The 23938-nt window shown below is 70.1% G+C and carries 26 protein-coding genes and 1 pseudogene; 1 reads left to right on the top strand and 26 read right to left on the bottom strand.

Annotated elements, in window-relative coordinates:
• Positions 1-45 precede the first annotated feature (45 nt).
• From M9945_RS09325 to M9945_RS09200, 26 genes and pseudogenes are all read right to left on the bottom strand, one after another.
• Complete coding sequence (locus tag M9945_RS09325) at positions 46-1620, bottom strand: Do family serine endopeptidase (RefSeq protein WP_367944278.1); 1575 nt, start codon at positions 1618-1620, stop codon at positions 46-48.
• 143 nt (positions 1621-1763) lie between these two features.
• Positions 1764-2234, bottom strand: a complete 471-nt coding sequence (locus M9945_RS09320) for a cytochrome c-type biogenesis protein (RefSeq protein ID WP_367944277.1) — start codon at positions 2232-2234, stop codon at positions 1764-1766.
• Positions 2231-4216 (bottom strand): heme lyase CcmF/NrfE family subunit, encoded by a 1986-nt coding sequence (locus M9945_RS09315; protein ID WP_367944807.1) that lies wholly within the window; start codon positions 4214-4216, stop codon positions 2231-2233. Before M9945_RS09315 ends, M9945_RS09320 begins: the two co-directional genes overlap by 4 nt.
• Before the next feature lie 37 nt (positions 4217-4253).
• Positions 4254-4691 (bottom strand): cytochrome c maturation protein CcmE, encoded by a 438-nt coding sequence (ccmE, locus tag M9945_RS09310; RefSeq protein WP_367944276.1) that lies wholly within the window; start codon positions 4689-4691, stop codon positions 4254-4256.
• Positions 4688-5827 carry a c-type cytochrome biogenesis protein CcmI gene (gene ccmI, locus M9945_RS09305; RefSeq protein WP_367944275.1) on the bottom strand — a complete coding sequence of 380 codons (1140 nt, stop codon included), beginning with the start codon at positions 5825-5827 and terminating at the stop codon, positions 4688-4690. The genes ccmE and ccmI overlap by 4 nt, the downstream gene beginning before the upstream one ends.
• A gap of 99 nt (positions 5828-5926) precedes the next feature.
• Positions 5927-6370 (bottom strand): hypothetical protein, encoded by a 444-nt coding sequence (locus M9945_RS09300; protein ID WP_367944274.1) that lies wholly within the window; start codon positions 6368-6370, stop codon positions 5927-5929.
• Positions 6371-6477: 107 nt separating this feature from the next.
• Entirely contained in the window at positions 6478-7896 is a 1419-nt protein-coding gene (locus M9945_RS09295) for an ATP-binding protein (protein ID WP_367944273.1), read from the bottom strand.
• A 10-nt stretch (positions 7897-7906) separates the two neighbouring features.
• Positions 7907-8572: a response regulator transcription factor gene (locus M9945_RS09290; RefSeq protein WP_367944272.1), complete on the bottom strand. Its 666-nt coding sequence runs from the start codon at positions 8570-8572 to the stop codon at positions 7907-7909.
• Between the two features lie 54 nt (positions 8573-8626).
• The gene (locus tag M9945_RS09285; RefSeq protein WP_367930507.1) at positions 8627-8881 is read right to left on the bottom strand and encodes a hypothetical protein; all 255 of its coding nucleotides are present in this window, start codon (positions 8879-8881) and stop codon (positions 8627-8629) included.
• A 56-nt stretch (positions 8882-8937) separates the two neighbouring features.
• Positions 8938-9144, bottom strand: a complete 207-nt coding sequence (locus tag M9945_RS09280; RefSeq protein WP_367930508.1) for a hypothetical protein — start codon at positions 9142-9144, stop codon at positions 8938-8940.
• Between the two features lie 21 nt (positions 9145-9165).
• The gene (locus tag M9945_RS09275) at positions 9166-13074 is read right to left on the bottom strand and encodes a glycoside hydrolase/phage tail family protein (protein WP_367944271.1); all 3909 of its coding nucleotides are present in this window, start codon (positions 13072-13074) and stop codon (positions 9166-9168) included.
• The gene (locus tag M9945_RS09270; RefSeq protein WP_367944270.1) at positions 13075-13527 is read right to left on the bottom strand and encodes an NlpC/P60 family protein; all 453 of its coding nucleotides are present in this window, start codon (positions 13525-13527) and stop codon (positions 13075-13077) included.
• Entirely contained in the window at positions 13524-14405 is an 882-nt protein-coding gene (locus tag M9945_RS09265; protein ID WP_367944269.1) for a DUF2163 domain-containing protein, read from the bottom strand. The genes M9945_RS09270 and M9945_RS09265 overlap by 4 nt, the downstream gene beginning before the upstream one ends.
• Complete coding sequence (locus tag M9945_RS09260; protein ID WP_367944268.1) at positions 14402-15043, bottom strand: TIGR02217 family protein; 642 nt, start codon at positions 15041-15043, stop codon at positions 14402-14404. The genes M9945_RS09265 and M9945_RS09260 overlap by 4 nt, the downstream gene beginning before the upstream one ends.
• 12 nt (positions 15044-15055) lie before the next feature.
• The gene (locus M9945_RS09255; RefSeq protein WP_367944267.1) at positions 15056-15634 is read right to left on the bottom strand and encodes a phage tail tape measure protein; all 579 of its coding nucleotides are present in this window, start codon (positions 15632-15634) and stop codon (positions 15056-15058) included.
• 6 nt (positions 15635-15640) lie between these two features.
• On the bottom strand, positions 15641-15859 hold the full coding sequence (locus M9945_RS09250) for a rcc01693 family protein (RefSeq protein ID WP_367944266.1): 219 nt from the start codon (positions 15857-15859) through the stop codon (positions 15641-15643).
• Positions 15856-16197, bottom strand: coding sequence for a gene transfer agent family protein (locus M9945_RS09245; RefSeq protein ID WP_367944265.1), 342 nt, complete (start codon positions 16195-16197; stop codon positions 15856-15858). Before M9945_RS09245 ends, M9945_RS09250 begins: the two co-directional genes overlap by 4 nt.
• Positions 16197-16604 (bottom strand): phage major tail protein, TP901-1 family, encoded by a 408-nt coding sequence (locus M9945_RS09240; protein ID WP_367944264.1) that lies wholly within the window; start codon positions 16602-16604, stop codon positions 16197-16199. Before M9945_RS09240 ends, M9945_RS09245 begins: the two co-directional genes overlap by 1 nt.
• Positions 16605-16645: 41 nt before the next feature.
• Complete coding sequence (locus M9945_RS09235; protein WP_367944263.1) at positions 16646-17056, bottom strand: DUF3168 domain-containing protein; 411 nt, start codon at positions 17054-17056, stop codon at positions 16646-16648.
• Entirely contained in the window at positions 17037-17222 is a 186-nt protein-coding gene (locus tag M9945_RS09230) for a hypothetical protein (RefSeq protein WP_367944262.1), read from the bottom strand. Before M9945_RS09230 ends, M9945_RS09235 begins: the two co-directional genes overlap by 20 nt.
• On the bottom strand, positions 17219-17554 hold the full coding sequence (locus M9945_RS09225; RefSeq protein WP_367944261.1) for a phage head closure protein: 336 nt from the start codon (positions 17552-17554) through the stop codon (positions 17219-17221). Before M9945_RS09225 ends, M9945_RS09230 begins: the two co-directional genes overlap by 4 nt.
• Before the next feature lie 2 nt (positions 17555-17556).
• Complete coding sequence (locus tag M9945_RS09220; RefSeq protein WP_367944260.1) at positions 17557-18126, bottom strand: head-tail connector protein; 570 nt, start codon at positions 18124-18126, stop codon at positions 17557-17559.
• Between the two features lie 99 nt (positions 18127-18225).
• Positions 18226-18588 (bottom strand): annotated as a pseudogene (locus M9945_RS09215) (phage major capsid protein); the annotation flags it as partial.
• A complete protein-coding gene (locus M9945_RS09210) occupies positions 18564-19706 on the bottom strand; it encodes a phage portal protein (protein WP_367944806.1) in 1143 nt (380 codons plus the stop codon). The gene M9945_RS09210 and the pseudogene M9945_RS09215, both read right to left, overlap by 25 nt.
• A 13-nt stretch (positions 19707-19719) precedes the next feature.
• Positions 19720-20940, bottom strand: a complete 1221-nt coding sequence (locus tag M9945_RS09205; protein WP_367944805.1) for a DNA-packaging protein — start codon at positions 20938-20940, stop codon at positions 19720-19722.
• 10 nt (positions 20941-20950) lie between these two features.
• Positions 20951-21439: a hypothetical protein gene (locus tag M9945_RS09200; protein WP_367944259.1), complete on the bottom strand. Its 489-nt coding sequence runs from the start codon at positions 21437-21439 to the stop codon at positions 20951-20953.
• A gap of 296 nt (positions 21440-21735) precedes the next feature.
• Here M9945_RS09200 and M9945_RS09195 point away from each other — a divergent pair, with 296 nt between their 5' ends.
• Positions 21736-23874 (top strand): transglycosylase domain-containing protein, encoded by a 2139-nt coding sequence (locus M9945_RS09195; protein ID WP_367944258.1) that lies wholly within the window; start codon positions 21736-21738, stop codon positions 23872-23874.
• Positions 23875-23938 lie beyond the last annotated feature (64 nt).

The raw sequence follows: 23938 nt of genomic DNA, 5'->3' as shown, positions 1-23938 counted from the left end.
GCGGCCGGAGCCGCCGCCTTCATGAAAGACAAGGGGAGCTACGCCTCAGCCGTCGGCCAGCGGCAGCGCGACGAAGCGGTTGGCGTCGTCGCGGTTGACCTGGACGAGGACCGCCTTGCGGCCGGCATCGGCCGCCTCCTCGACCGCCCGGTCGACATCCTCGGCGCTGGCGACGGGCGAGGAGTTGACGCTGACGATGACGTCGCCAGCCTGGATGCCGCGCTCGGCTGCCGGGCTGCCTGGTTCGACCTCGGTGACGACCAGCCCCTCGCCGTCATCGGCGGGGGCGACGGTCAGGCCGAAATCGTCGAGCGTGGCGGCGCTCGCCGGCGCGTCAGGGGTCTGCGGGGCGGCGTCGGCGCGGCCTTCCTCTGCCGGCAGCTTGCCGAGCGTGACCGAGACCTTCTGCTCCGAGCCGCCGCGCCACAGCGTGACCTCGACATCGGTCGAGGGCGCGAGGCGGCCGATGACCCGCGCAAGCTCGCGCGGCGAGGCGACCGTGTTGCCGTTGACGGCGGTGATGACGTCGCCTGCCCTGACGCCGGCGTCGCGCGCCGGGCCGTCGGCCTGGGCGTCGGTGACGAGCGCGCCGGTGGCCTGCTTCAGGCCGACCGACTCGGCGATCTCGTCGGTGACGGGCTGGATCTGCACGCCGAGCCAGCCGCGCAGCACCGAGCCGTTCTCGATCAGGTTGCCGACGACCTCCTTGGCGGTCGAGGCGGGAATGGCGAAGGCGATGCCGACATTGCCGCCCGAGGGCGAGAAGATCGCGGTGTTGATGCCGACGACCTCGCCCGACAGGTTGAAGGCCGGGCCGCCGGAATTGCCGCGGTTCACCGCCGCGTCGATCTGGATGAAGTCGTCATAGGGGCCGGCGCCGATGTCGCGGCCGCGGGCCGAGACGATGCCGGCCGTGACCGTGCCGCCGAGGCCGAACGGGTTGCCGACGGCCACGACCCAGTCGCCGACGCGCACCTTGCCGTCATCGGCGAAGGTGACGTAGGTGAAGTCGCGGCTGGCGTCGACCTTGAGCACGGCGAGATCGGTGCGGCGATCCGCGCCGACGAGCTTGGCCTCGAGTTCGGAGCCGTCGTCGAGGACGACGGTGAAGCTCTGGCCGCCCTGCACGACGTGGTTGTTGGTGACGATGTAGCCGTCGCCCGAGATGAAGAAGCCGGAGCCCTGCGAAACCGGGCGGTTGCGCTCGCGGTTGCCGTGGCGGCGATGGTCGCGCTCGGCCCGGCGCTCGGAACGCGGGCCGCGGTCGCCACGGAACTCGCGATCGCCTCGGAACTCACGGAAGAAGCGCTTCAGGGGATGGTCGTCCGGCAGGTCGTCGAAGCCGGGCATGTCGAAGCCGAAGGCGGGCGAGCCGCCCCGGTCGGACGCGGCATCGACCCTCGCCTGGACGCGCACGCTGACGACGGCCGGCGTCACCTTCTCGACGACGTCGGCGAAGCCGGTGGCCTGGACGCCTTCCACGCGCACGGCCTCGGCCAGCACGGGGACGGTTCCGGTCGTCACCGCGCCAAGCCCGATCGCGCCGGCGATGGCGAGCGAGGCAGTCGCCGCCAGCAGGCGGCTGCGGGTCTTCGACGGGGAACTGGTGGGGTTTTGCATGTCTCGGTTTCCTTCCTCAAAGGGATGATGCGGGCAGGAGCGCATCGTTCGGAAACAGAGATAGGGACTTCAACCTTACGGCGCCGTTGCCGCCGCATGAAACTTTCGTAATCTTTGCCCGATTTCGGCGGTATGGCGCGAGCCTACTCAGCCTTGTCGAGAATATCCTTCAGCCGCTCCTCCTCCTCGGCGCTGAGCGCGGCCGGGGGCACGGAGGCGGCGCGGCGGCGACGGCGGGCGGCATGCAGCAGGAGGAAGCCGCCGCCGAAGGCCAGAAGCAGCGCCGGCGTCGCCCACAACAGCGCGTTGCGAACGCTGAAGCGCGGCTGGAGCAGCACGAACTCGCCGTAGCGGGAGACGACGTAGTCGATCACCTGCGCGTCCGTCTCGCCGGCCGCGATGCGCTCGCGCACGAGGACGCGCAGGTCGCGCGCCAGCTCGGCATCCGAATCGTCGATCGACTGGTTCTGGCAGACCATGCAGCGCAGGCCGGCCGAAAGGTTGCGCGCGCGCTCCTCCAGCGCCGGATCGTCAAGCATCTCCGAGGGCTGCACCGCAAGGGCGGGCGCGCACAGGGAGAAGAGCAGCAGCGCGGCGGCAAGGATGCGTCTCATTCGGCAGGCGCCTCCGCGGCCGTCGGGCGCGTCCGGCGACGCGCCGGCGCGCCGACGCGCAGCCGCCGGTCGAGCAGCGAGACCGTGCCGCCGGCCATCATCACCAGCCCGCCAATCCAGATCAGCAGCACCTGCGGCTTCCACCACGCCCGCACGACGATGCCGCCGTCGGCGGTGGCGTCGCCCAGCGCGACATAGAGCTGGCTGAAACCGCGGGTGGCGATGCCTGCTTCCGTCGTCGGCATCTGGCGCGCGGTGTAGAGGCGCTTCGAGGAGACGATCTCGCCGACCCGCACGCCGCCGCGCGAATAGACGAAGCGGCCCTGGTCCTCGGTGAAGTTCGGGCCGCGATGCGGCTGGAGCCCCTCGAATTGCAGGGTGTAGCCGGCGACGGGCATCGTGTCGCCCGGGCGCATCACCGCGATGTGCTCGCTCTCCAGCGAGGTGACGGCGACGATGCCGAGGACCGTCACCCCGAGCCCGAAATGGGCGAACGCGGTGCCGTAGATCGAGCGCGACAGCCCCTTCAGCCGGCGCAGCACGACGGGCGCACGCTCCTTGCCCGCGCCGGCCTTGGTCGCGAGATCGGTCAGTGCGCCGAGCATCAGCCACACGGCAAGGCCGATGCCGAGCGCGGAGGCGACACCCGCGCCGTCGACGAGGAAGAAGACGATGGCGACAACGGAGAGCGCGCCGCCGAGGGCGGCGTAGAGGCGCTGGCTCACGGCCCACAGGTCGCCGCGCTTCCAGGCGAGCAGCGGGCCGAACGGCACCGCCGCGAGCAGCGGCACGGCGAGCGGCACGAAGGTCAGGTTGAAGAACGGCGCGCCGACGGAGATCTTGTCGCCCGTCACCGCCTCGACCAGAAGCGGGTAGAGCGTCCCGGTCAGGACGGTCGCGGCGGCCGTAGTCAGGAACAGGTTGTTCAGCACCAGTGCGCCCTCACGCGAGACGGGGTGGAACAGGCCCCCTTGCGCCAGCGTGCCGGCGCGCAGCGCGAACAGCGCCAGCGACCCGCCGATGAAGAAGATCAGGATGACGAGGATGAATAGGCCGCGCGCCGGGTCGGTGGCGAAGGCGTGGACCGAGGTCAGGACGCCCGAGCGGACGAGGAAGGTGCCGAGCAGCGACAGCGAGAAGGTCAGGATTGCAAGGAGCAGCGTCCAGATCTTCAGTGCCGAGCGCTTCTCCATCACGATGGCCGAGTGCAGCAGCGCGGTGCCCGACAGCCACGGCAGGAACGAGGCGTTCTCGACCGGGTCCCAGAACCACCAGCCGCCCCAGCCGAGCTCGTAATAGGCCCAGTAGGAACCCATGGCGATGCCGCCGGTGAGGAAGATCCAGGCGGCGAGCGTCCACGGGCGCACCCAGCGCGCCCATGCCGCGTCGATGCGCCCCTCGATCAGCGCCGCGACGGCGAAGGAGAAGCAGATGGAGAAGCCGACATAGCCGAGATAGAGCAGCGGCGGATGGATGGCGAGGCCGACGTCCTGAAGGATGGGGTTCAGGTCGCGCCCTTCCATCGGCGCGGGATCGAGCCGGGCGAAGGGATTGGAGGTGGCGAGGATAAACAGCAGGAACGCCGCGCCGACGAGCCCCTGGACCGACAGCACGTTGGCCTTGAGCGAAGCGGGGAGGTTCTTGCCGAACCAGGCGACCAGCGCGCCGAAGAAGGACAGGATGAGCACCCACAGGAGCATCGAGCCCTCGTGATTGCCCCAGACGCCGGTGATCTTGTAGAGCATCGGCTTGGCCGAATGCGAATTCTCCCAGACATTGGCGAGGGAGAAGTCGGACTCGACATAGGCGAGCGTCAGGACGGCGAAGGCGAGCGCCGTCAGCGCGAACCCAGCCAGCGCCGAAGGGCCGGCGACGGCGATGAGCCGCTGGTCCTCCATCCGGGTTCCGGCCAGCGGCACGGCGAACTGGACGAGCGACAGCGCGAAGGCCAGCACCAGCGCGAAATGTCCGATCTCGACGATCATCGCCCTGCCCCGTCTGCGCGGCCCGCCGGCCTTGCTACTGCGCGTGCTGCCACAGGCCGCTCTCCTTCAGCCCGTCGGCCACTTCCTTGGGCATGTAGTTCTCGTCATGCTTGGCGAGGACGCTGTCGGCGACGAAGACGCCGTCGGCGCGGAACGATCCTTCGGTGACGATGCCCTGCTCCTCGCGGAACAGGTCCGGCAGGATGCCGCTATAGGCGACCTGGACCGAATGCACCTCGTCGGTGACGGCGAACGCGATCTGAGTCCCCTCGCCGCGCACGACCGTTCCCTTCTCGACCAGCCCGCCGAGACGGATGCGCTGCCCGGGCTCGACCGAAGCGGTCTGCAACTCCGCCGGCATGTAGAAATAGGAGGTCTTCTGCCCGAGCGCGTAGAACACCAGCGTCGCGGCGATGGCCAGAAAGCCCATCGCCCCGCCGATCACCGAAAGCCGCTTCTGCTTGCGCGTCATTGCGCCTGTTCCTTCCCGTTCACCCCGAGCGACGCGGCCAGCTGCCGAAGCTCGGCCGCCGCCTCGCTTTGCGCGCCGAGCGCCGCGACCCCGCGCTTGAGCGCGTCCGCCGCGTCGTCGGCGCGGTTCAGGACCGCGTAGGAGCGCACCAGCCGCTGCCAGCCTTCCGGGTCGTCCGGGTTCCGGCGCAGGCGCTCGTCGAGTCCCGCCACCATCTCGCCGATCATCTCGGCGCGTTCCTTGTCCGAGATCAATCCCGCCGCCTCGACATCCGCGGCTGTCGGGCCGGGCGCCTGCCGGCCTTCGAGGTCGGACACCGCTTCGGCGACGGTCGGCCGCCATGGTGAGCCTTCCGGCAGGTCGTCGAGCAGCGCGCGGAAGGCGGCGGCGGCCTCGGCGCTGCGGCCCTCATGGGCCAGCGCGGCGGCAGTGAGGAAACGCGCCTTGGGGTTCCGCGGCTCGAGCGCCAGCGCACGCTCGAACGCTCCCCTGGCCTCGGCAGTGATCGCGCCGCCGCTCGCGGCGGTCAGCGCCTCGCCGAGCCCGATCTCGCGCGCGGCGGTCGAGCCGGTCAGCCGGATCGCATTGCCATAAGCGGTCGCGGCGTCCTGATAGCGGCCGATGCGCTGATAGATCGGCGCGATCACCTCCCAGCCCCGCCCGTCCTCGGGGTTGGCCTCGAGGTGGCGTTCGGCCCGCGCGACGAGTTCGAAGATGGTGTTCTCGGCGGGGTTCTTGTCGAGCCGGGCGCTCAGCGGCTGGGCCGGCAGGCCCGGCGAGCCGATCGCGGCGTAGATGCCCCAGCTCGCCAGCGGCACCGCCAGCACGGCGGCGGAGGCGACGAGGCGGCCGACCCGGCTGAAGCCCTGCCCGCGCGGCTTTTCCGCAGCCTGCGTCTCAACCGGGGCGGACGCCTTGAGGATGCGCCGGCCGATCTCGGCGCGCGCCTCGGCGGCTTCGGTCTCGCTGATCGCGCCGCGCGCGGCGTCGCGGTCGAGCTCGGCCAGCTGGTCGCGATAGACGGCGACGTCGAAGCCGGAATCGTCGGCGAGGGCCGCGTTGCGCCGTGCCAGCGGCAGAAGCAGCGGCAGGCAGGCAAGGAGGGTCAGAAATGCGGCAGCGATCCAGAAGGGCATGACTACCAGATAATCGTTACGTCACCCCATGCCAATGACGAAGGAGTGCGGCTTTTTGGCGATAACGCAAATGCTATCGCCCGACTGTCCGGTTCGGCTCTAGGCGAGCGGCGTCCAGCTCCCGTCCGGATTGCGGCAGGCGGTTCCGCGCGCGGTCTGCGCCCGGCCGTCGAGCGTGACGGTGTGGGTATATTGCCGGCAGTTCTGCGCGCCGACGCGGTAGGGCGAGCCGGCGACGACCTCGCCATGCCTGCGGCTGCCCGCCTGCCCCCAGGTCACGCTCTGCCCCGCGGGGGTGTATTCGAGAGCGCGATATTCGGCTTCCAGCGCACGGCGGCGCTCGCGCGAGTCGAGATTGGCGCCGACCTGCCCGCCGATCAGCCCGCCCGCCATCGCCTGGACGATGGCCGCGCCGACCGGGGGCTGCGCCGTCTCGTCGGGCTTGGCGAAGGCGCGCGCGGCCGAGCCGGAGCCGCCGACCCCGGTCGTCGAACATGCCGAAAGCACGATGGCGGCCATGACCGCCGCAACCTTCCAGTTCATTCCCGACATGTCTCTCCGTTCGTCTCCCTCAAGAATCGCAGCGCGGGTTATTGGTTCCATGCTCTTGCCCCCGACTTTGGCAATGCGATGACATGACACGCGCGTCTTCATTCCTGCACGCACCGTAGCGCCACCGTGGCTTTCAGGCCACCCAGCGACGAGCGCGACAGATGCAGCCTGCCGCCATATTCCTTGACGAGATCGGCGACGATGGCGAGGCCGAGGCCGGTTCCGGGCTTGGTCTCGTCGAGCCTGCGCCCGCGGGTCAGCGCCTCGCGCGTCTGCTCTTCGGGAATGCCGGGGCCGTCATCCTCGATGACGAGGGTGAACAGGCGCGGCTGCTCATCCTCCGGCGCGACCGTGACGGCGACGGCGCCCCGCGCCCATTTCATGGCGTTCTCCAGGAGGTTGCCGGCGATCTCCTCCAGATCCTCCTTCTCGCCCGTGAAGATGATGTCCTCGTCGGGCAGGGAGAAAGTCAGCTTCACGCCGGGATTGAGCTTGGCCATCACCCGCACCATGCGCTCCAGCGTCGCGCCGACCGGCGTGCGGAAGACGATGGTGTCGCGCTGCGCGGCCATGCGCGCGCGCTGAAGGTAGTGCTCTACCTGCTGGCGCATCGCGGCCGCCTGGTCGGCGATGAGGTTGCCCTTCGCGCCGCCGATCGAGCGCGCCTCGTTGGTCAGCACGGCAAGCGGCGTCTTCAGCGAGTGGGCGAGATTGCCGACCTGGGTGCGCGAGCGCTCGACGATGCGCCGGTTGCTCTCGATCAGCTCGTTGGTCTCGTTGGCGAGCGGCGCGATCTCGCGCGGGAAATCGCCGTCGAGCCGCTGCGCCGCGCCGGCCCTGATCTCGGCGAGCGACTGGCGCACGCGCGCGAGCGGCCTGAGCCCGATCAGGATCGCCAGCGCGTTGATGGCGATCATGCCGATGCCGAACAGGGAAAGGTAGAGATAGAGCTTGTTCTCGAAGGCGGCGATGTCGTCCTCGAGCTCGCTGCGGTTGCCCATGACGCGGAAGCGCGCGACGCGGTTGTCCTGGTCGAGCACGAACTCGCTTTCGAACACCTCGATCGTCTCGTCGGCCAGCCCGTCGGCGAGATAGCTGCGCTGGAACTCGGCGTTGAACGGCACTTCCCGCGGGGTCGGCGAAGGCAACGGCTCGACGAGGGATAGCGAGGCCAACCGCCCCGAGACGCCGGACACCGGCTCCACCGACCAGTACCAGCCCGAACGCGGCACGGTGAAGCGCAGGTCGCCGAGATTGGGCTCGCCCTGCAGGGCACCGTCGTCGCTGACGCCGACCGAGCTGATAAGGTTGAACAGGTGCGCGGTGAGCAGGCTCTCGAAGCCGCGCTCGCTGGCCTGCCGGAACAGGGTGGAGATGATGGTGGCGATGACGACGAGCGCCACCAGCGCCCAGACGGTGGAGAAGGCGACGACGCGGAAGGCGAGCGAGTGCGTCTGCCGCCCGAGCGCGGCCCCGAGCGTGGCAATGAGGCCCTTTCCGCTTACGGCCGCGGCCATCGCCGCCCCGTCAATCCTGCGTCTCGCGGATGCGGTAGCCCATGCCGCGCACGGTCTCGATCAGATCGACGCCCATCTTCTTGCGCAACCTGCCGACGAACACCTCGATGGTGTTGGAATCGCGGTCGAAATCCTGGTCGTAGAGATGCTCGACCAGCTCGGTGCGTGACACAACCTCGCCCATATGGTGCATCAGATAGGCGAGCAGGCGGAACTCGTGCGAGGTCAGCTTCAGCGGGATGCCGTTCAGGTCCGCCTTCGACGCCTTGGTGTCGAGGCGCAGCGCCCCGCAGATCAGCTCCGACGAGGCATGCCCCGCCGCGCGGCGGATCAGCGCCCGCAGGCGCGCCAGCACCTCCTCGATATGGAACGGCTTGGCGACATAGTCGTCGGCGCCGGCGTCGATGCCCGCCACCTTGTCGCTCCAGCGGTCGCGCGCCGTCAGCATCAGCACCGGCATCTTGCGCCCGTCGCGCCGCCAGCGCTCGACCACGGATATGCCGTCCATCTGCGGCAGGCCGATATCGAGGATGACGGCGTCGTAGGGCTCGGTGTCGCCGAGGAAATGGCCTTCCTCGCCGTCATGGGCGCGGTCGACGACATAGCCGGCATCTGCGAGCGCGTCCGAAATCTGACGGTTCAGATCCTTGTCGTCCTCGACAACGAGTATGCGCATCCCTCTCCGTCTCCTGGCTGGCCGTGTCCACTATGGCCGGATTCTTCCGCACCGTCAGCCGGCCGGAACGACAATCTCGTTGCGGCGCGGGCGCTGGCCGTCCTTGGCCGGCATCAGCACGACGATGACGCAGACCTGCTGGCCGCCGCGCACCTCGGGGGTCGCCCGGGCGAGCTGGCCGCCCATCTGCGCCGCCTGGCGCTGGCCGATGGCGTGGCAGTCGGGCGCGGCAGGCGCGGGCGACGTCAGCGGTCCCGCCAGCAGGAGGCCGGCAACCAGCGCATGCAGAAAGGGTCGAAGCGTTTTCATGCCGGCATTTCTAGCGCAATGCGGCTGAATACGAAATGAACAAGCGCAAGCAAAATCTACCGGATGCGCATGCTGGCGGAGAGCCGGCCGAGAATGGCGATCACGCCGGCCACCGCGGCCACCGCCTGGAGGATGGCGTCGGGCAGCGCCGCGACGTCGGAGGACTCGAGCGGAAAACCGAGTGCGCTGGCGAGCGTCGCCGCCACGGCGATCGCCGATGCCCAGATCGTGCGCGACAGATACCACGGCTTGAAGACTTCCATGTCGTTTCTCCTTAACCAATGTCAAATGAGGGTGAAGGTCCTGCGCGCCGGCAGTCCTGCGCCCGCCGAAGGGCTGATCTGCCGGACCGTGAAGGCGACCGCCGCCGGCCGGGACGGGAAATCGAGCGCCTGCAAGGCGGCCGGATAGGTCCATTGCGGAGCCGGCGTCTCGACCGTCCGCAGCACGGTGCCGCCGCCAGCCGGCGCGATCTCGATCCTGTAGCGCTCGGTCTCCTCGCCGAGAGGGATGTCCTCGCCGAGCCAAGAATCGGCGTCGATGCGGCCGCGCCGCACCCAGGCGAGCGAGAGGTCGCCGCCGGTCATGGTCGCACATCGCAGATGGACCGGCGACAACGGCAGTTGCGCCCGCACCCCGCCCGCCATCTGAAGGTCGACGAAATACGGGCCGGCGAAATCCTTGCCCGACGGGCCGATCCGCCAGTTCAGCGGCAGGCCGGCCTGCTCCGGCGCAAGGCCCGCCCTGACCACGGCCTCGTCGAGGAGGACGAAGGGCGCGCCAGGCGAAATGCCGGCCGCCGCTGCGTCGCCGGTGCCGCACTGGGCGCGCAGCAGCAGGGTCAGCTCCCAGACCGAGGGGAGGATTTCCTCCGCCTGCCCGAACTGGAAGACCTCCCACTCGCCGTTGTCGGCGCGGACGGCCGCGGTGTTTGCCCCGTTGAGCAGCGCCGCCGTCGAGACGCTCGACAGAGCCCCATCATAGAGCGCGACCGTCATCGCGCCGACGCGGTCGTACCGCCCCTCGAAGAAACCGGCGCTGGCCGAAACCGCCTCGCCGAGAACCGCCGGCAGCGGCACGGTGGCGACATGGGCATAGCCCTCTTCTTCCGGCGAGGAATAGACGATCTGGCTGCGCCACGGGCTGGCGAAGGCGGCGATCCGGAACTGCTCGTGCGCGGCCTGCGCCCCCGGCAGCATCGGCAGGTCGAGGAAAAGGACGTGCGGCTGCCCGAGAACTCCGGAGCGCGGCTTGGCGGCCGCCATCCTGCCCGAGCGCCATGGCGTCGGCACGGCCCGTGCGATGCGCCGCGCCCGCGCCGCGCGGGCAAGGCCGGTCTCGACCTCGGTGACGAGGAACTCACCGCCGCCGGCTGCGTCGGGCAGCGAGACCAGCACGCCCGGCACGATGTCGGTCCGCGAGGCCGGCACGGAAAAGCCGGCGGTTTCCCGCGCGCTGCGCTTGCGCTGCATCCAGTCGGCGAGCAGCGCAAGCGCAGCGCCCGCTTCGAGGCAGCCGGCGAACGGGAACGCCTCGCTTCCGCCCTCCCCGTCCGGCTGGCGGAGCCGGGCGGTGGCGAGCTGGTAGTCGCGGAACGGATCGACGAAGGTAAGCTCGACCTCGCGCGGCATGTCGCGTCCGGGCGTCCGCGTCCGCTCGATCACCTCGCCGCTCTCGGGAACCACCAGCTCGTCCACCAGAACGGAAGGCCGGCCGGGCGCGAGCTCGTCGCGCAGCTCGATAATGCCGTCATGGTCGAGAACCGCGATGCCGGCGAGATCGACGAGCGGCTCAAGCGCTGCGCGGGCGGTCAGCGGCCTGTCGACGACATAGCCGGCGATGCTGTGGCTGCCTTGGGTCTCATCGGTGCCGGAAAGGCCGTGATCGGCAAGGACGGCCATGAACAGCTCGCCCGCCAGCGCGGTCGAAAGACGCCCGTTCAGCCAGTGGCCGCGATGCCAGTTGTCGCCGTCGCGCCAGATGTCGCTGTAGCTCGGAAAGGCGGGAAACGGCCGGGCATCCCATGCCCAGACGCAGATATGGGCCGGGTCGACCATCCGGCCGCCGTAGACCGGCGAAACCGGGTTCGCCCCGGGCTCGAAACCGTGGCTTTCAGGATCCCAGCGATCGAAATGCGCCACGAGAAAACGAGCCTGCGCCATGTCGGAACGCCCGCCCGAGGAAAAATGCGGCAACGCGTTCTCCGACGACTTGGCGTCGGGAAACACGTTGGGCTGGTTCGGCCCCTTGTCGACCGCGGGGCAACCGAGCTCGGTGAAGCGGATAGGCTTCGTGCGCGGCTGCCAGAGCGTCGGCTCCTCTGCCTCCACCCCGCCGATGCGGTCGAAATGCAGGTTTTCCCACCAGGCCCGGATATCCTTGGGGCGATAGACCCACGGCTTCCCGTAGGCCCCGTCGGTGATGGGGGTGCGCTGGCGGTTCTGCCGCGCGGCGGCATCGGCGTAGTACCAGTCGAACCCCTCCCCGGCGGCGATCTGACTACGCAGCCCGTCCCGGTCGTAGGGCCCGCGAAACCCGTCCGGGTTGCCGCCGGCATAGTCGCCGTCGCGCCAGTCGGAAAGCGGCATGTAGTTATCGATGCCGACCGAGCTGACGGCCGGATGCGCCCACAGGGGATCGAGATGGAACAGCACGTCGCCGGAGCCGTCCGCCGGCTGGTGGCCGAAATACTCGCTCCAGTCCGCGCCATAGGTGATGTCGGTTCCCGGCCCCAGCATCGCCCGGGCGTCGGCAGCGAGCCGGCACAGCGCCTCGACGAACGGGAACGCGCCGTCGCCGTCGCGCAGCGTCGTCAGCCCGCGCAGCTCCGAGCCGAGGATGAAGGCGTCGACCCCGCCGGCCAGCGCCGCGAGCCGCGCATGATGCAGCACGAACCGGCGATAGCCCCAGTCCGAGGACGGCCCGGAAAAGCCGACATTGCCTCCCGATACGGGAAAGTGCCCCGGCTCGGCCGCGCCGCAGAACGCCGCGACCTGCGCGCGGGCCGCCGCCGTCTTGTCGGCGCTGCCCGGCTGGTCTGGCGCCGGAGCGCAGGTGATGCGCCCCCGCCAGGGAAATGCCGGCTGGCCCGGCCCGCCGCCATACGGGTCGGGCAAGGCGTTGCCCGGCGCAACGTCCATCATGATGAAGGGATAGAGCGCGACCTTCAACCCGCGCCGCCTGATCTCGGCGATGCACTCGACCAGCGACCGGTCGGAGGGCGTGCCGCCGTAGCTCGACGTCCCATCGACCTTCGACACCACGGTGGCGGTCCCGCGCGAAAGGCCCGAGACACGCCAGTTCTCGTTCCACCCGGTCTGGCCACTATCCGTCACCTTCGGCCGCAAGGTGCAGATCCCCGCCCGCAGGTCGTCGCCGAACCATGCGGTGACGATGGCCACCTCCTCCAGCGCCGGGCACAGCGCCTGCAGCTCGTCGAGCGAGGCGACGAGGTCGCAGCTCGCATGAAGGACGTTGTGGTTGGAGGTTTCGGTGACGCCGGGCCGGCTCTTGCGCGTGACGGGGCGCGGCAGCAGCCCGAACTCGGTCGAGCCGGGCAGCAGCGCCACCGACCTGATCTGCCGGTTCAGCCGCCCGACCGGGCGGATCACCTCGAACTGGAACTGCGGGATGCGGTTGCCGTAGTCGCCGATGGGAAACCGCTGGAAGACGACATAGGCGACGCCGCGATAGGCGGGCGCGTTGCCGTCGCCCTGCCGCGCGGCGATCAGCGGGTCGACCGGCTGGTCCTCGTCGCCGCGATAGACGCGCAGCGTCACCTCGTCGAGGTCGAGCTCGCGCCCGTCGGCCCACACCCGGCGCACGCAGCCGATCTCGCCCTCACACAGCGCCAGCGCCACGTTGGCGAAATAGGAGTAGGTCGTGACCTTGGGGCCGCCGCCCTTGCCGCCCTGCCGCTCGGTCTTGCGCCGCTCCTGGAAGCGGGTCGCCCAGATGATGTCGCCGCCGATCCGCACCGTGCCGTAGACGCGCGCGAGCGGCGCCCCCTCTTCGGCCGAGAAGGGCCGCATGGTCGCGAGCCGCGGCCCCTCGATCCGCTGGGTGCTCATCAGCAGGCTGCGGTCGATCGCATAGCCGGCCATCGCGCCGAGCGCGGAGCCGATGGCGCTGCCGACGGGACCGAAAAGGCTGCCGATGAAGGCGCCGGCCGATTGCAGGATGACTGTCGACATCTATCGAACTTCCGGAAAGGCGAAGACCCCGGCGATCTTGCGCCGCCATTGGGGGATCAGCGGCGAGATCGTCACCGCATGCCCCTCATAGGCATGCAGGAAACGCGCGTGCGGCAGGAGGATTCCGAGATGCTTGGCTGCGTGATGCGGTCGCCAGCGGAAGACCAGCAGGTCGCCCGGCCGCGCCTCGTCGGGCGGTTTCTCGGTGCAATGGCGGCGGGCCGCCTCGATCAGCGGATCGCCACCCCCCGCTTCCGCCCAGTCGGGCGAGTACGGACCCGGCCGCTCCGGCTCGCCGCCATAGACGGCGCGCCAGACCCCGCGCACCAGGCCGAGGCAGTCGCACCCCACCCCCTTGCGCGATCCCTGATGGCGATAGGGCGTGCCGAGCCAGCCCATGGCCTCTGCGATGATCGCGCGTCCCGCCGCGGTCGGCGTCTCCGGCGCGCTCATTCGACCAGCACCGCGCCGTCGAACTCCATGCCCTCGGTGACGTAAGCATAGGCCGCGTCGTTGCCCGGCAGATGGGGAAAACCCCTGAAATTCAGCGGATTGGCGAATTTCGCCTTGCAGGTGGCGAAGCGCTTGTCGCAGCCGGCAACGATGGTGAAGCCATCTCCGGGCTCCGGCGACGGCCCCGTCGCCGGCAGGACGAGGATGGCCCCCTCCGCCGCCGCGAGGTGATCGACGACCGGCAGCGCGCGCCCGGCCAGCGCGCCGTCCGAGAAGGTGATCTCGCCGAAGGCGAACCAGCCCGGCTCGAACCCGGCAAGGCCGCTCGCAACGAAGGTCGAAGGGGCAGTGACGGCCATCACCGCCCCCGCGCCGTTGAACGCGCTGCCCGAGATATCGGCCCGGCAGCGCGCATCGCCGAGCCGCGCGTCGCAGCTGCGCCGCAGATAGCGCCCGTTCGGCCGGTCGAGGCTCGCCGCCACGCTTTCCAGCTCGGCGACGAAGCGGCCGTCAGCGCGCAGGATGCGCCCGATCGCGGCCTTGCGGATCGAGGCGAACTGCCGCGGGTCGGCCCAGTTGACCAGCAGCGTCTCCACCATCGCCCCGTCGAACAGACCGGCCGCGATGTCCGCCTCGTCGAGCGTATCGGACGACAGCGCCCCCTCGACGTCGACCGCGTCCACCGCCATGCCGAGCGAGGCCCGCGCCTCGGTCTGGGTGAAGCCGCTCTGCGGCTCGTAGTCCAGCCCGCCGACGGCAAGGCTGCGGTCATGGTCGGTGAATCCGAAGACCCGGCCGTCGCGCCGCTCCAGCCGCCAGCAATGGCACAGCGTGGTGCAGTCGCGCTCCAGATGCTCGCGCAGGGACATTTCGCTCATGGCTCGATCTCGATGACGGGAATGGACGGGATCTGCCCGGCCTTGAAGGCCGACAGACTGATGGCGATGCGCTCGGTGTCGAAGCGCGCCGCGATGTCGAACGCGAAGCCGGCCGAGACCAGCGCGCCCGGAGCGGGAACCGCGCCCGGCGCGAAGGTGACGATCCCCGTCGCGTGGTCTACGGAGAATTGCGCCGGCGCTGCCCTCTCCACCCCGTCGACCGCAACGCGCACCGTCCCCGCCACCGGCTTGCGGATGGGGCGCTCATAGGCGTCGCCCCCCTCGCCATAGCGTTTGACGAGCTGGAAATCCGCCCTCGCCCCGTCCCCGGTGCCGAGCGCCTGGTCGTCCGGCGCAGGCGCGGCGTCCGGCGCGCAGGATTTCATGTCGAACGGATCGCGGAAGCGGAAGCCGTGATAGGAGCCGCGCCGCGCCTCGAAGAAGGCGACGATCTCGTGAAGGTCGGCCAGCGAGCGCACGCCGGTCCCGGCGTCGAAATGCCGACGCGAATGGGCGAAGCGCAGGTTGCGCTTCTCGCGGCCCGAGGTCAGCGCGACGATCTCGACGCGCCGCTCCGGCCCGCCCGTCGCCCCGAACGAGATGCTCGTGGGAAAGCGCACGTCATGAAAGCTGTCCATGTCCCGCCTCCGTCACAGGCCGCGCGAGCCGCGCGCGACCGCACGCGCCAGCATGCCGGTGATCTGCGCCTCGGATTTGCGGAACGAGGCCGCGTCCGGGGCGGTGACGTTGAAGACGACATTGACGGCTCCGCCGCCCCCGCCGCCCGCCGCGACGCCCAGCCGCCCGTCCGCGCCGCGCTGGAGCGGCAGGATCGCCTCCGCGCCCGCTTCGCCCATCACGCCGAGCGAGCGCCCGAGCGGGAAATAGGTCGGCGCGGCCACCACCCCACCGGAAGCGAACGCCGCCGCGCCCGGCACCACCCCGCCCTTGGCGAACGGCATGATGCCCCTGAACAGGCCGGAGAACAGGGTCGAGGTCAGGTCCCCCAGCGGCTTCAGCCCCTGCGACAGCGCCATGCCCGCGAGGTTCATGCCGATCTGCCGCAGCATGTCGTCGAGCGACTTGCCGCTCGCCGTCGCGCTGGCCAGCGCGCCGGTGAGCTGGCGGCCGAATGAGCCGGCCAGCTTTTCCAGATTGCTCAGCGCGTCAGTGAAAGGCTGCGTGTCCGCCTCGAGCCGGACCGTCACCGGCGCGACCGTCTCTGCCATGTCTCGTCACTCCTTGTCGTCGGGAAACAGCGCCATCAGCGCCTCGATGCTCGTCCGGCCCGGCGGCGTCGCCGCCGCGCCGCCGACATGGAACCGCAGCGCATGCGCCATCTCGCGCGGCGTCGCGTTCCAGAAATCGCGCGGCGCAAGCCGCAGCAGGCCCAGCCCGAGGGCGATGACCTCGTCCCAGGGAAACCGGCGCGCTTCGCCTGCCGCGGCCGTCAAGGGTCCGCGCCCGCCCTTTCCCCGGCGCCGCCGCCGAACGTCACCGAAAGCAGCTCGGCAGCGATGGCAGCGAAGCCCGCCGCCCCGCCCTCCGTCTTCATGGCGGCGACCTCGTCGTCGCTCGCCGCCATGCCGCCGCCGCGCAGGCCCGCGCCGACGACGCGGATCAGGTCGCGCGCGCCGAGCCGGCCGCTGGCGAACCGTTCGGCGGGCGCGGCGAGATCGTCCACGGCGAAAGCGCTTTCCAGCTCGGCCAGCGCGCCGAGCGTCAGGCACAGGATGCGCTCCTCGCCGTCGATGCGGGCGGATATCTCGCCGCGTCTCCTGTTCGCCGCCATCACAGCCCCGCGAAGGAAAGCGCGCCGGCCGATTCCAGCGCGATGTCGAACGTCACCTCGCCGTCGTGGTTGCCGGTATATTCGAGCGCGGTGATCTGGAACGGTCCCTCGACGGTGCCGAAGCCGGGAATGGCGAGCTGCCAGGCGGCGATCTCCCCGGCGAAGAAGCGGTCGCGGATCAGCGCGTCGGATTGCGCGTCCTTGAAGATGCCCGCCCCGCTCAGCGCCGCGCGCTGCACGCCCGCGCCGCCGAGCAGCTCGCGCCAGCGCCCGGCCGAATCCGCGTCGGTCACGTCCACCGCCTCGCTGTTGAAGGCGAGGCGCTTGGTGCGCAGCCCGGCGACGGTGGCGAAGCTGCCGCCATTGTCGATCTTCAACAGAAGATCCTTGCCCTTCTGTGCCGCCACAGCGAGCCTCCTTCTATCCCTTTGTGAAACGGGTGGCCGGCTCAGCCGGCCGGTTCGGTCACGGCGCGGAACTGCATCGCGCCGTGGTAGACGTCATGGTCGTCGTCGAAGCGGATCTCGTCGAACGCATGGCGCAGATTGACGAGCACATGGCCCGCCAGCACAAGGTCGGCATCGTGCAGCTGCTCGCGCACGATCTCCATGATCGCCGCGACCTGCGCCTTCCCCCGCGCCTTCGACCAGACATGGACGGTGAAGATATGCTCCGCCCCATCCTCGCTCGCCGTGCTCCAGTCGCTGGACGAGGAGCGGCCGAAGGTGACGTAGGGAAACGGCGCGTGCGCCGGGGCATGATCGTAAACCCGTGCGCCGCCAAGCGCCGCGACCAGCGCCGCGTCGCCCTGAAGGGCGGAAAACACCGCCTTCTGCACTTCAATCGCCGCTGCGGTCACGATCCGTCATCCTCTTCTCGCGCCGCTCTGCCCGGCGCGGCGACGTGTCGGCCACCTCTGCCCGCGGCAGAAGGCGGCCGGCCTCGATCTCCTCGGCCCTGCGATGGGCTTGCGCGCGCAGGACGCGCATCAGGCCGTCGAGCGTCAGCTTGAGCGTCAGTTTCATGCGTCTTCCTCCTCGACCCGGCAGACCAGATAGCGCCCGGTCTCGTCGGGGTCGTGAATGGTGAGGATGCGGAACACGCGCCCCAGCCTGCGAAAGCGCATGCCGCTGGCGATGCCGCCGCGATGGCGCAACGTGACCCGATGCGTCACCGTCTCCAGCCTCCGGTCGGCGCCGAAGCGGCTCGCCGCCGAAACGGGCTCGATCCGGGCGAACAGCGTCGCCGCCTCGCTCCATGCCTCGACATGGCCGCCCGCGCCGTCCGGCGTCAGCGTCGCGGTTTCCAGCGCCACTTCATGACGGAACGCGCCGGGGTCGATGAACTCGCCGCGCATCGCTAGAGCCTCCGCGACCGCCACGGCGCGATCAGGCGCTCGTAGCCCGGCGGGAACGAGACCGGCTGATCGGCCCCAGAAAAGCTCGCGCGGAACTCGTACCAGTGGGCGACGAGAACCAGCATCGCCCGCTTCAGAAGATCGGGAACGTCCGTCCCCGCCTCGCCGAATCCGGCGGCGAAATCGATCTCGATCCCGTTCATGGCGACGCCCGGCGCCGGAACGGCGCGGAAATGCAGCCGCGCCGGGCGGCTCGTCCCGTCGAGCCGGTAGCTCGCCGGATCGACGAGCGAGGCCTCGCCCTCGCTCCCATAGACGGTGACCGACAGCACCTCGCGCACCGGATGGCGGCCCAGCAGCACGCGGCCCGAGCGTGGCAGCCGGTCGAGCGCGAGCCGCCAGCCCTGGTCGATCAGCGCCAGCCCGCACGAGGCTTCCACCTCCTCGCGCGCGGCGCGGATCAGGCCGCCGATCAGCTCGTCCTCGCTGTCGTGGTCGAGGCGCAGCGTGCGCTTCGCCTCGGAAAGCGTGACCGGCTCGGCCGCCGGCACCACGGTACGGAAAAGCGTCATGCGAACCCTCGAACGATGTGTGGCTTCAGAAAAGGTGACGGCCCCGGCAGGAAGGGACCGGGACCGTCGCGGCGCGGCAAGAAGCGGAGGGGTGCCCGCTTACGGCTCGCCGGCCGAACCGAACTTCAGCAGCTTGATCGCGTCGAAGTCCTGCACCCCGCCGCCGACGCGCTTGGTGATGTAGAACAGCACGTAGGGCTTGGCCGAATACGGGTCGCGCAGCACGCGCACGCCCGCCCGATCGACGACGAGATAGCCGCGCTGGAAATCGCCGAAGGCGATCGGCGTCGCCCCCGCGGCGATGTCGGGCATGTCCTCGGCCTCGACCAGCGGGAAGCCCATCAGCATGGCGCGCCCGCCCGGCGCGGCCGGCGGCTGCCACAGATAGTTGCCGTCGATGTCCTTGAACTTGCGTATCGCGCCTTGCGTCTTCCGGTTCATGACGAAATGCGCGTTCTGGCGACGCGCGCCCACAACGCCTCGCGCTCGACCGAGAGCCCGTCGATCCGGTCCGCGTCGGGCTCCAGCCTCAGCTCCGCGCCGAAGCGCGGCCCGAGCCACGCCGCGATCTCGCTCGCGGCCCGTGCCGCCAGCGGCAGCACGGTCATGCGGTAGAAGGCACGGTTGGCTTCCTGATAGTTGGAATAGGTGTTGTCGCCCGGTATGCCGAGGATCATCGGCGGCACGCCGAAGGCGAGCGCGATGTCGCGGCTGGCCGCGTTCTTGGCCTCGATGAAGTCCATGTCCTTCGGCGTCAGGCCCATCGCCTTCCAGTCGAGCCCGCCTTCGAGCAGCAGCGGCCGCCCCGCGGCCCGCGCGCCGGAATAGCCGTCCTCCAGCTCGCTCTTCAGCCGCTCATACTGCTCCTCCGTCAGGTTGCCGCCCTCCTTCGGCGCATAGACGAGCGCACCGGACGGCCGGGCCGAATTGTCGAGCAGCGCCTTGTTCCAGCGCCCGGCGGCGTTGTGGATGTCGAGCGCCATCAGCGCCGCCTGGAGCGGCGGGAAGCCGTAATGGTCGTCGAGCGGGTGGAACAGCCGAAGGTGCAGCCCCCCGCCCTGCCCGGCCGCATTCTCCCCCCGCCCCTCCAGCGCGACCCTGCGCTTGCCCGCGCCTTCCCTATGTTCCAGCGCCACCGGCCAGCCGGCGGCGTCGGCCACCACTGCCACCCTGTCGGGGCGCAGCAGGTGAAGCTCGCGCGCCTCGCCGGCCTCGACCAGCTCGACATAGGCGTTGCCGGACATCAGCAGGTGCCCGTAAAGCGTTTCCATGAAGCCGGCGCCGCCCGTGCGCCGGTTCGGCCGCGCCAGCAGCGCCGAGAGCGGATGCTCGGTCAGCTCCGCCGCGCCTTCATAGAGCAGCCACGGCACGGCCGCCGCCGCCTCGGCGATCATCCGCACCGCCCGGTGCACGACCGGGTTGCGCATATAGCCCTCGCGCGACAGCGCGCCGTAGTCGCCGCGCGTCCACAGCGCCTCGCCCTGCCCGTGCAGGGCGACGAATCCGAACCCCGCGCTTTTCGTGTCGGCGCGCGCCGGCGCGCCGGCCGGGCGCTTCGCCCATGGCCAGTTCCAACCCATCATCGGTTCCCGTTCAGCTCAGGTTTCTGATCCGCGGCCGCATGGCGCGGCCGAGCAGCAAGTCGTGGATCGCCCAGACAAGCGCGTCCATGCGGTCGGGCGAACGGCCGCCCGAAAGCCCGTCCGGCCCGAAATCGCACATCTCGTCCTCGAGCTCCGGCAGCCGCGCGGCATGCACCACGCGCCCCTGCGCATAGAGCGCGGCCACCGGCTCGGCGCGCAGCCATTTGCCGCGGCTGGCGCGCACCTCCTTCACCGGCACGGCGGGATCGACGGTCTTCAGCACCGCCGCCACCATGTCGCCGCCCTGGTTGACCTCGGCGACGATGCAATCGGCCTCGTAGCGGCGATAGAGCGCGACCGCCCGCGCCGCCCAGTCCTGCGGCCGGGCGGCGGCCAGCGTCGCATCCTCCAGCACCACGGCGCGGTCCGTGTCGTCGAGCCCGGCGACGACGATGCCGCAGGCGTCCGATGTACGCCGCGCCGTCGCCGGCGGATCGACGGCAACGACGATGCGTCCGAGCGCGCCATGCGCCCCGGTGGCGGCTTCCAGCATCGCCCGGTTCCACAATGCGTCCGGCCTGTCCTCGATCAGTTCGCCGTCGAGTTCCTGCCGCGCCCGCCGCGTCCCGGCATAGCGGGCGCGCACTGCCGCGAGGAAGCCTTCGGCGAGGTTGTCGGCGTTCTCCTCGGTGCGCATCCGCGTCACCATGAAATCCGGATCGCCGAGCAGCCGCCTGAACAGCGGCATCGGCCGCGGCGTCGTGGTCACGAGCTGGCGCGGCTCCTCGCCCAGCCGCAGGCCGAACTGGAGCATGTCGAAGCAGGCGTCCGCGTTCTTCCACTTGGCCAGCTCGTCGCACCACGCCGCCTCGAATTGCGGCCCGCGCAGGCTCTCCGGGTCTTCCGACGAGAAGGCCTGCGCCACCGCGCCGCTGTCCCACAACAGCCTGCGCCGCGTCGCCTCATAGCGCGGGCGGCTCCAGCGCGAGATGGCGGCGATGCCGGACGGCCCGTCCACCATCACCTCGCGCACGTCGCCCAGCGTCTCGCCGACGAGGGCGATGCGCATATGCCGCCTGCCGCGCGAGAACGGCGGGAACCCGCGCACCAGCGCGTTGACCCACTCGGCGCCGAGCCGCGTCTTGCCCGACCCGCGCCCGCCGACGACCAGCCAGTTGCGCGGCTCGCTATCCGGTCGCCATGCGGGCCGATACTGACGCCCGCGCGCCAGCGCCACCCATTCAAGGCTCGCCAGCAGCAGCTCCCGCGCCGTGAACGTCGCCTCCAGCCATTTCCGCTGCGAGATGCCGGGCAAGGTCGACGATCTGCCGGTCGAGCCTGTCGAGAATCGCTGCAATGTCGGCATCCCGCTCCAGTTGCTTTTCCTTCGCGCCGTCCTCGTCGCGCGTGATCTCGCTTATCTTCGCGAGGATGCGGGCCGTCGCCGCCAGTTCCGCGACGCCGGCCTTGTCGAGTGGCGCATCGTCATTCTCGCCGCGAAGCTGCTCGCGCTCGATCCTGTCGAGCAGGCGGTCATGCACGCGCGCGATCCGCTCGGCCCGCGTCGGCCCGGCTCCGTCGGCGACCCGCCAGCCCTCCCGGGCCGCCCGCTCGCCCAGCGCGCGGGCGTTCAGGCCGCATGCCGCCGCCACGAGATCGAGCGTCGCCGCCGCGCCTTCGACAAGCGCGCGCCGCGCCGCCCAGGCCGCTTCCGCCTTGCCTGCCGCCATCGTCCGATCCTGTATGAAGAAGAGTTTTTCGTCGTTGGCCTGACCGGTCCCGCCCGGCCCGCAAGCGCAGTTTTCCGACGATAGGGCTACACTAGCAAAGCTCCGTCACGGTGTCAAGAAAATATTCCTATTTTTCTCTTTACCCCGCGATCACCGTCGATTTACCGGCACGGTCCTTGCCGCCCGCGGGGAAATCGGCAAGAACAGCCGGGCGATCGTCCCGGCGCCGGTTGCCCTCAAACCGCCCCGATGCGGTTGGAAGGATAGGCCGGGCCGTCGGTTTGGGCGCAGATGCGATGTTGAATCCGTTCAGGAAACGCAAATCGAGAGTACCGCGGGCGACATTCTTCCTCGCCGTCGATGCCTGGATCGATTCCACCCTCTACGAAGCCGGTTTCCGCGCGCGCGAAAGGTGGGAGAACATCACCATCTTCTTCCGCCGCTTCCGCGTGAAGGGCTGGCGGCGCGGTCTCGTCGAGCTGCTGAGCGAAGGCTTCACGATGGGCACCGCCGGCTCCATCGTCCTCCTCGCGCTCGCTCTCCCCGCCTTCGAGGAGACCGCCAAGGACTGGCGCAGCCAGGGCGACTACGCCGTCACCTTCCTCGACCGCTACGGCAACGAGATCGGCCAGCGCGGCATCATCCAGCGCGATTCGGTCCCGGTCGACGAGATTCCCGACCACGTCGTCAAGGCCGTGCTGGCGACCGAGGATCGCCGCTTCTTCGAGCATTTCGGCATCGACTTCATCGGCCTCGCCCGGGCGCTCAGCGAGAACGTGCGCGCCAATTCTGTCGTGCAGGGCGGCTCGACCCTCACCCAGCAGCTCGCCAAGAACCTCTTCCTCACCAACGAGCGCTCGATGGAGCGCAAGATCAAGGAAGCGTATCTGGCGCTGTGGCTGGAATGGAATCTGACCAAGAAGGAAATCCTCCAGCTCTATCTCGACCGCGCCTATTTGGGCGGCGGCACGTTCGGCATCGCGGCGGCGTCCGATTTCTACTTCAACAAAGGCGTCAAGGAGCTGACGCTGGCCGAGGCGGCGATGATCGCCGGCCTGTTCAAGGCGCCGGGCAACTACGCGCCCCACATCAACCTGCCGGCGGCGCGCGGCCGCGCCAACGTCGTCCTGTCCAACATGGTCGACGCCGGGTTCATGACCGAGGGGCAGGTTCTTTCCGCCCGCCTCCACCCGGCCACCTCCGTCGACCGCGCCGGCGCGGAAACCCCGGACTACTACCTCGACTGGGCGTTCGAGGAGGTCAAGAAGATCGCGCCGAGGAACGCGCCCCGCTCGCTCGTCGCCCGCACCACTCTCGACATGGATCTGCAGAAGGCGGCCGAGGAATCGCTCGAGTTCCACCTGCGCCAGCACGGACAGGCCTATCGCGTCACGGAAGGGGCGATGGTCCTGCTCGAAACCAACGGCGCGGTCCGCGCCATCGTCGGCGGCCGCGACTATGCCCGCAGCCAGTTCAACCGCGCGACCCGCGCGCTGCGCCAGACCGGCTCGTCGTTCAAACCCTATGTCTACACCGCGGCGATGGAGGCCGGCTTCACGCCCGACTCGATCATTTCCGACGCGCCGATCAACTGGGGCGGCTGGATGCCGCGCAATTACGGGCGCGGCTATGCCGGGCGCGTCTCGCTCGCCGCCGCCCTCATCCGCTCCTACAACACCGTGCCGGTGCGCCTCGCCAAGGAGCACCTGTCGATTCCCGTCATCGTCGAGAAGACGAAGGCGATGGGCGTCGAATCCGAGCTCAACGGCCACAAGACCATGGTGCTCGGCACCTCGGGCATGACGGTGATGGACCAGGCCACCGGCTACCTGACCCTGGCCAATGGCGGCTTCACCGGCTCGCGCCACGGCGTCACCCAGCTCGTCACCCATTCCGGCGAGGTGGTCTACGATTTCAGCCGCGACGCGCCCCAGCCCCACCGCACCGTCACCCAGGAGGCCATGGCGGCGATGAACTCGATCATGGTGCAGATTCCCGAGACCGGCACCGCGCGCCGCGCCGCGCTCCAGGGCATCCGCTCGGCCGGCAAGACCGGCACCGCGCAAGCCTACCGCGACGCCTGGTATGTCGGCTACACCGGCAACTACCTCGCCGCCGTCTGGCTCGGCAATGACGACTTCTCCCCCACCCGCAACATGACCGGCGGCTCGGTCCCGGCCATGATCTGGCAGCGCGTGATGGCTTATGCCCACCAGAAGGTCGAGCTGAAGCCGATCCCGGGCATCGACAAGCCGTTCCTCGACACCGCCCCCGGCACGGTCGTCGCCGAGGCCGGCGAAGGGCCGGAAGAGCCGGCGCGTCCCTCTGTCCTGTCGCCGCGCACCACCGGCTTCCTGCACGAGCTTGCCCGCGCCTTCCGCGAGGCGCCGGCTGTCGAGCTTCCGCCCGCGCCGGAAGCGCTCTCCTCGCTTTGACGGGCCTTGCCGCTTGACATTCGATGCGGTTGCGGCGACCGCTTGACCGACGTTTCATCCGATA

The sequence above is a fragment of the Aquamicrobium sp. genome (assembly GCF_023954335.1).
Taxonomy (GTDB): Bacteria; Pseudomonadota; Alphaproteobacteria; order Rhizobiales; family Rhizobiaceae; genus Aerobium.
The sequence above is the reverse complement of the archived record's forward strand: the minus strand, read 5'-3'. Positions and strand labels throughout refer to the sequence as shown.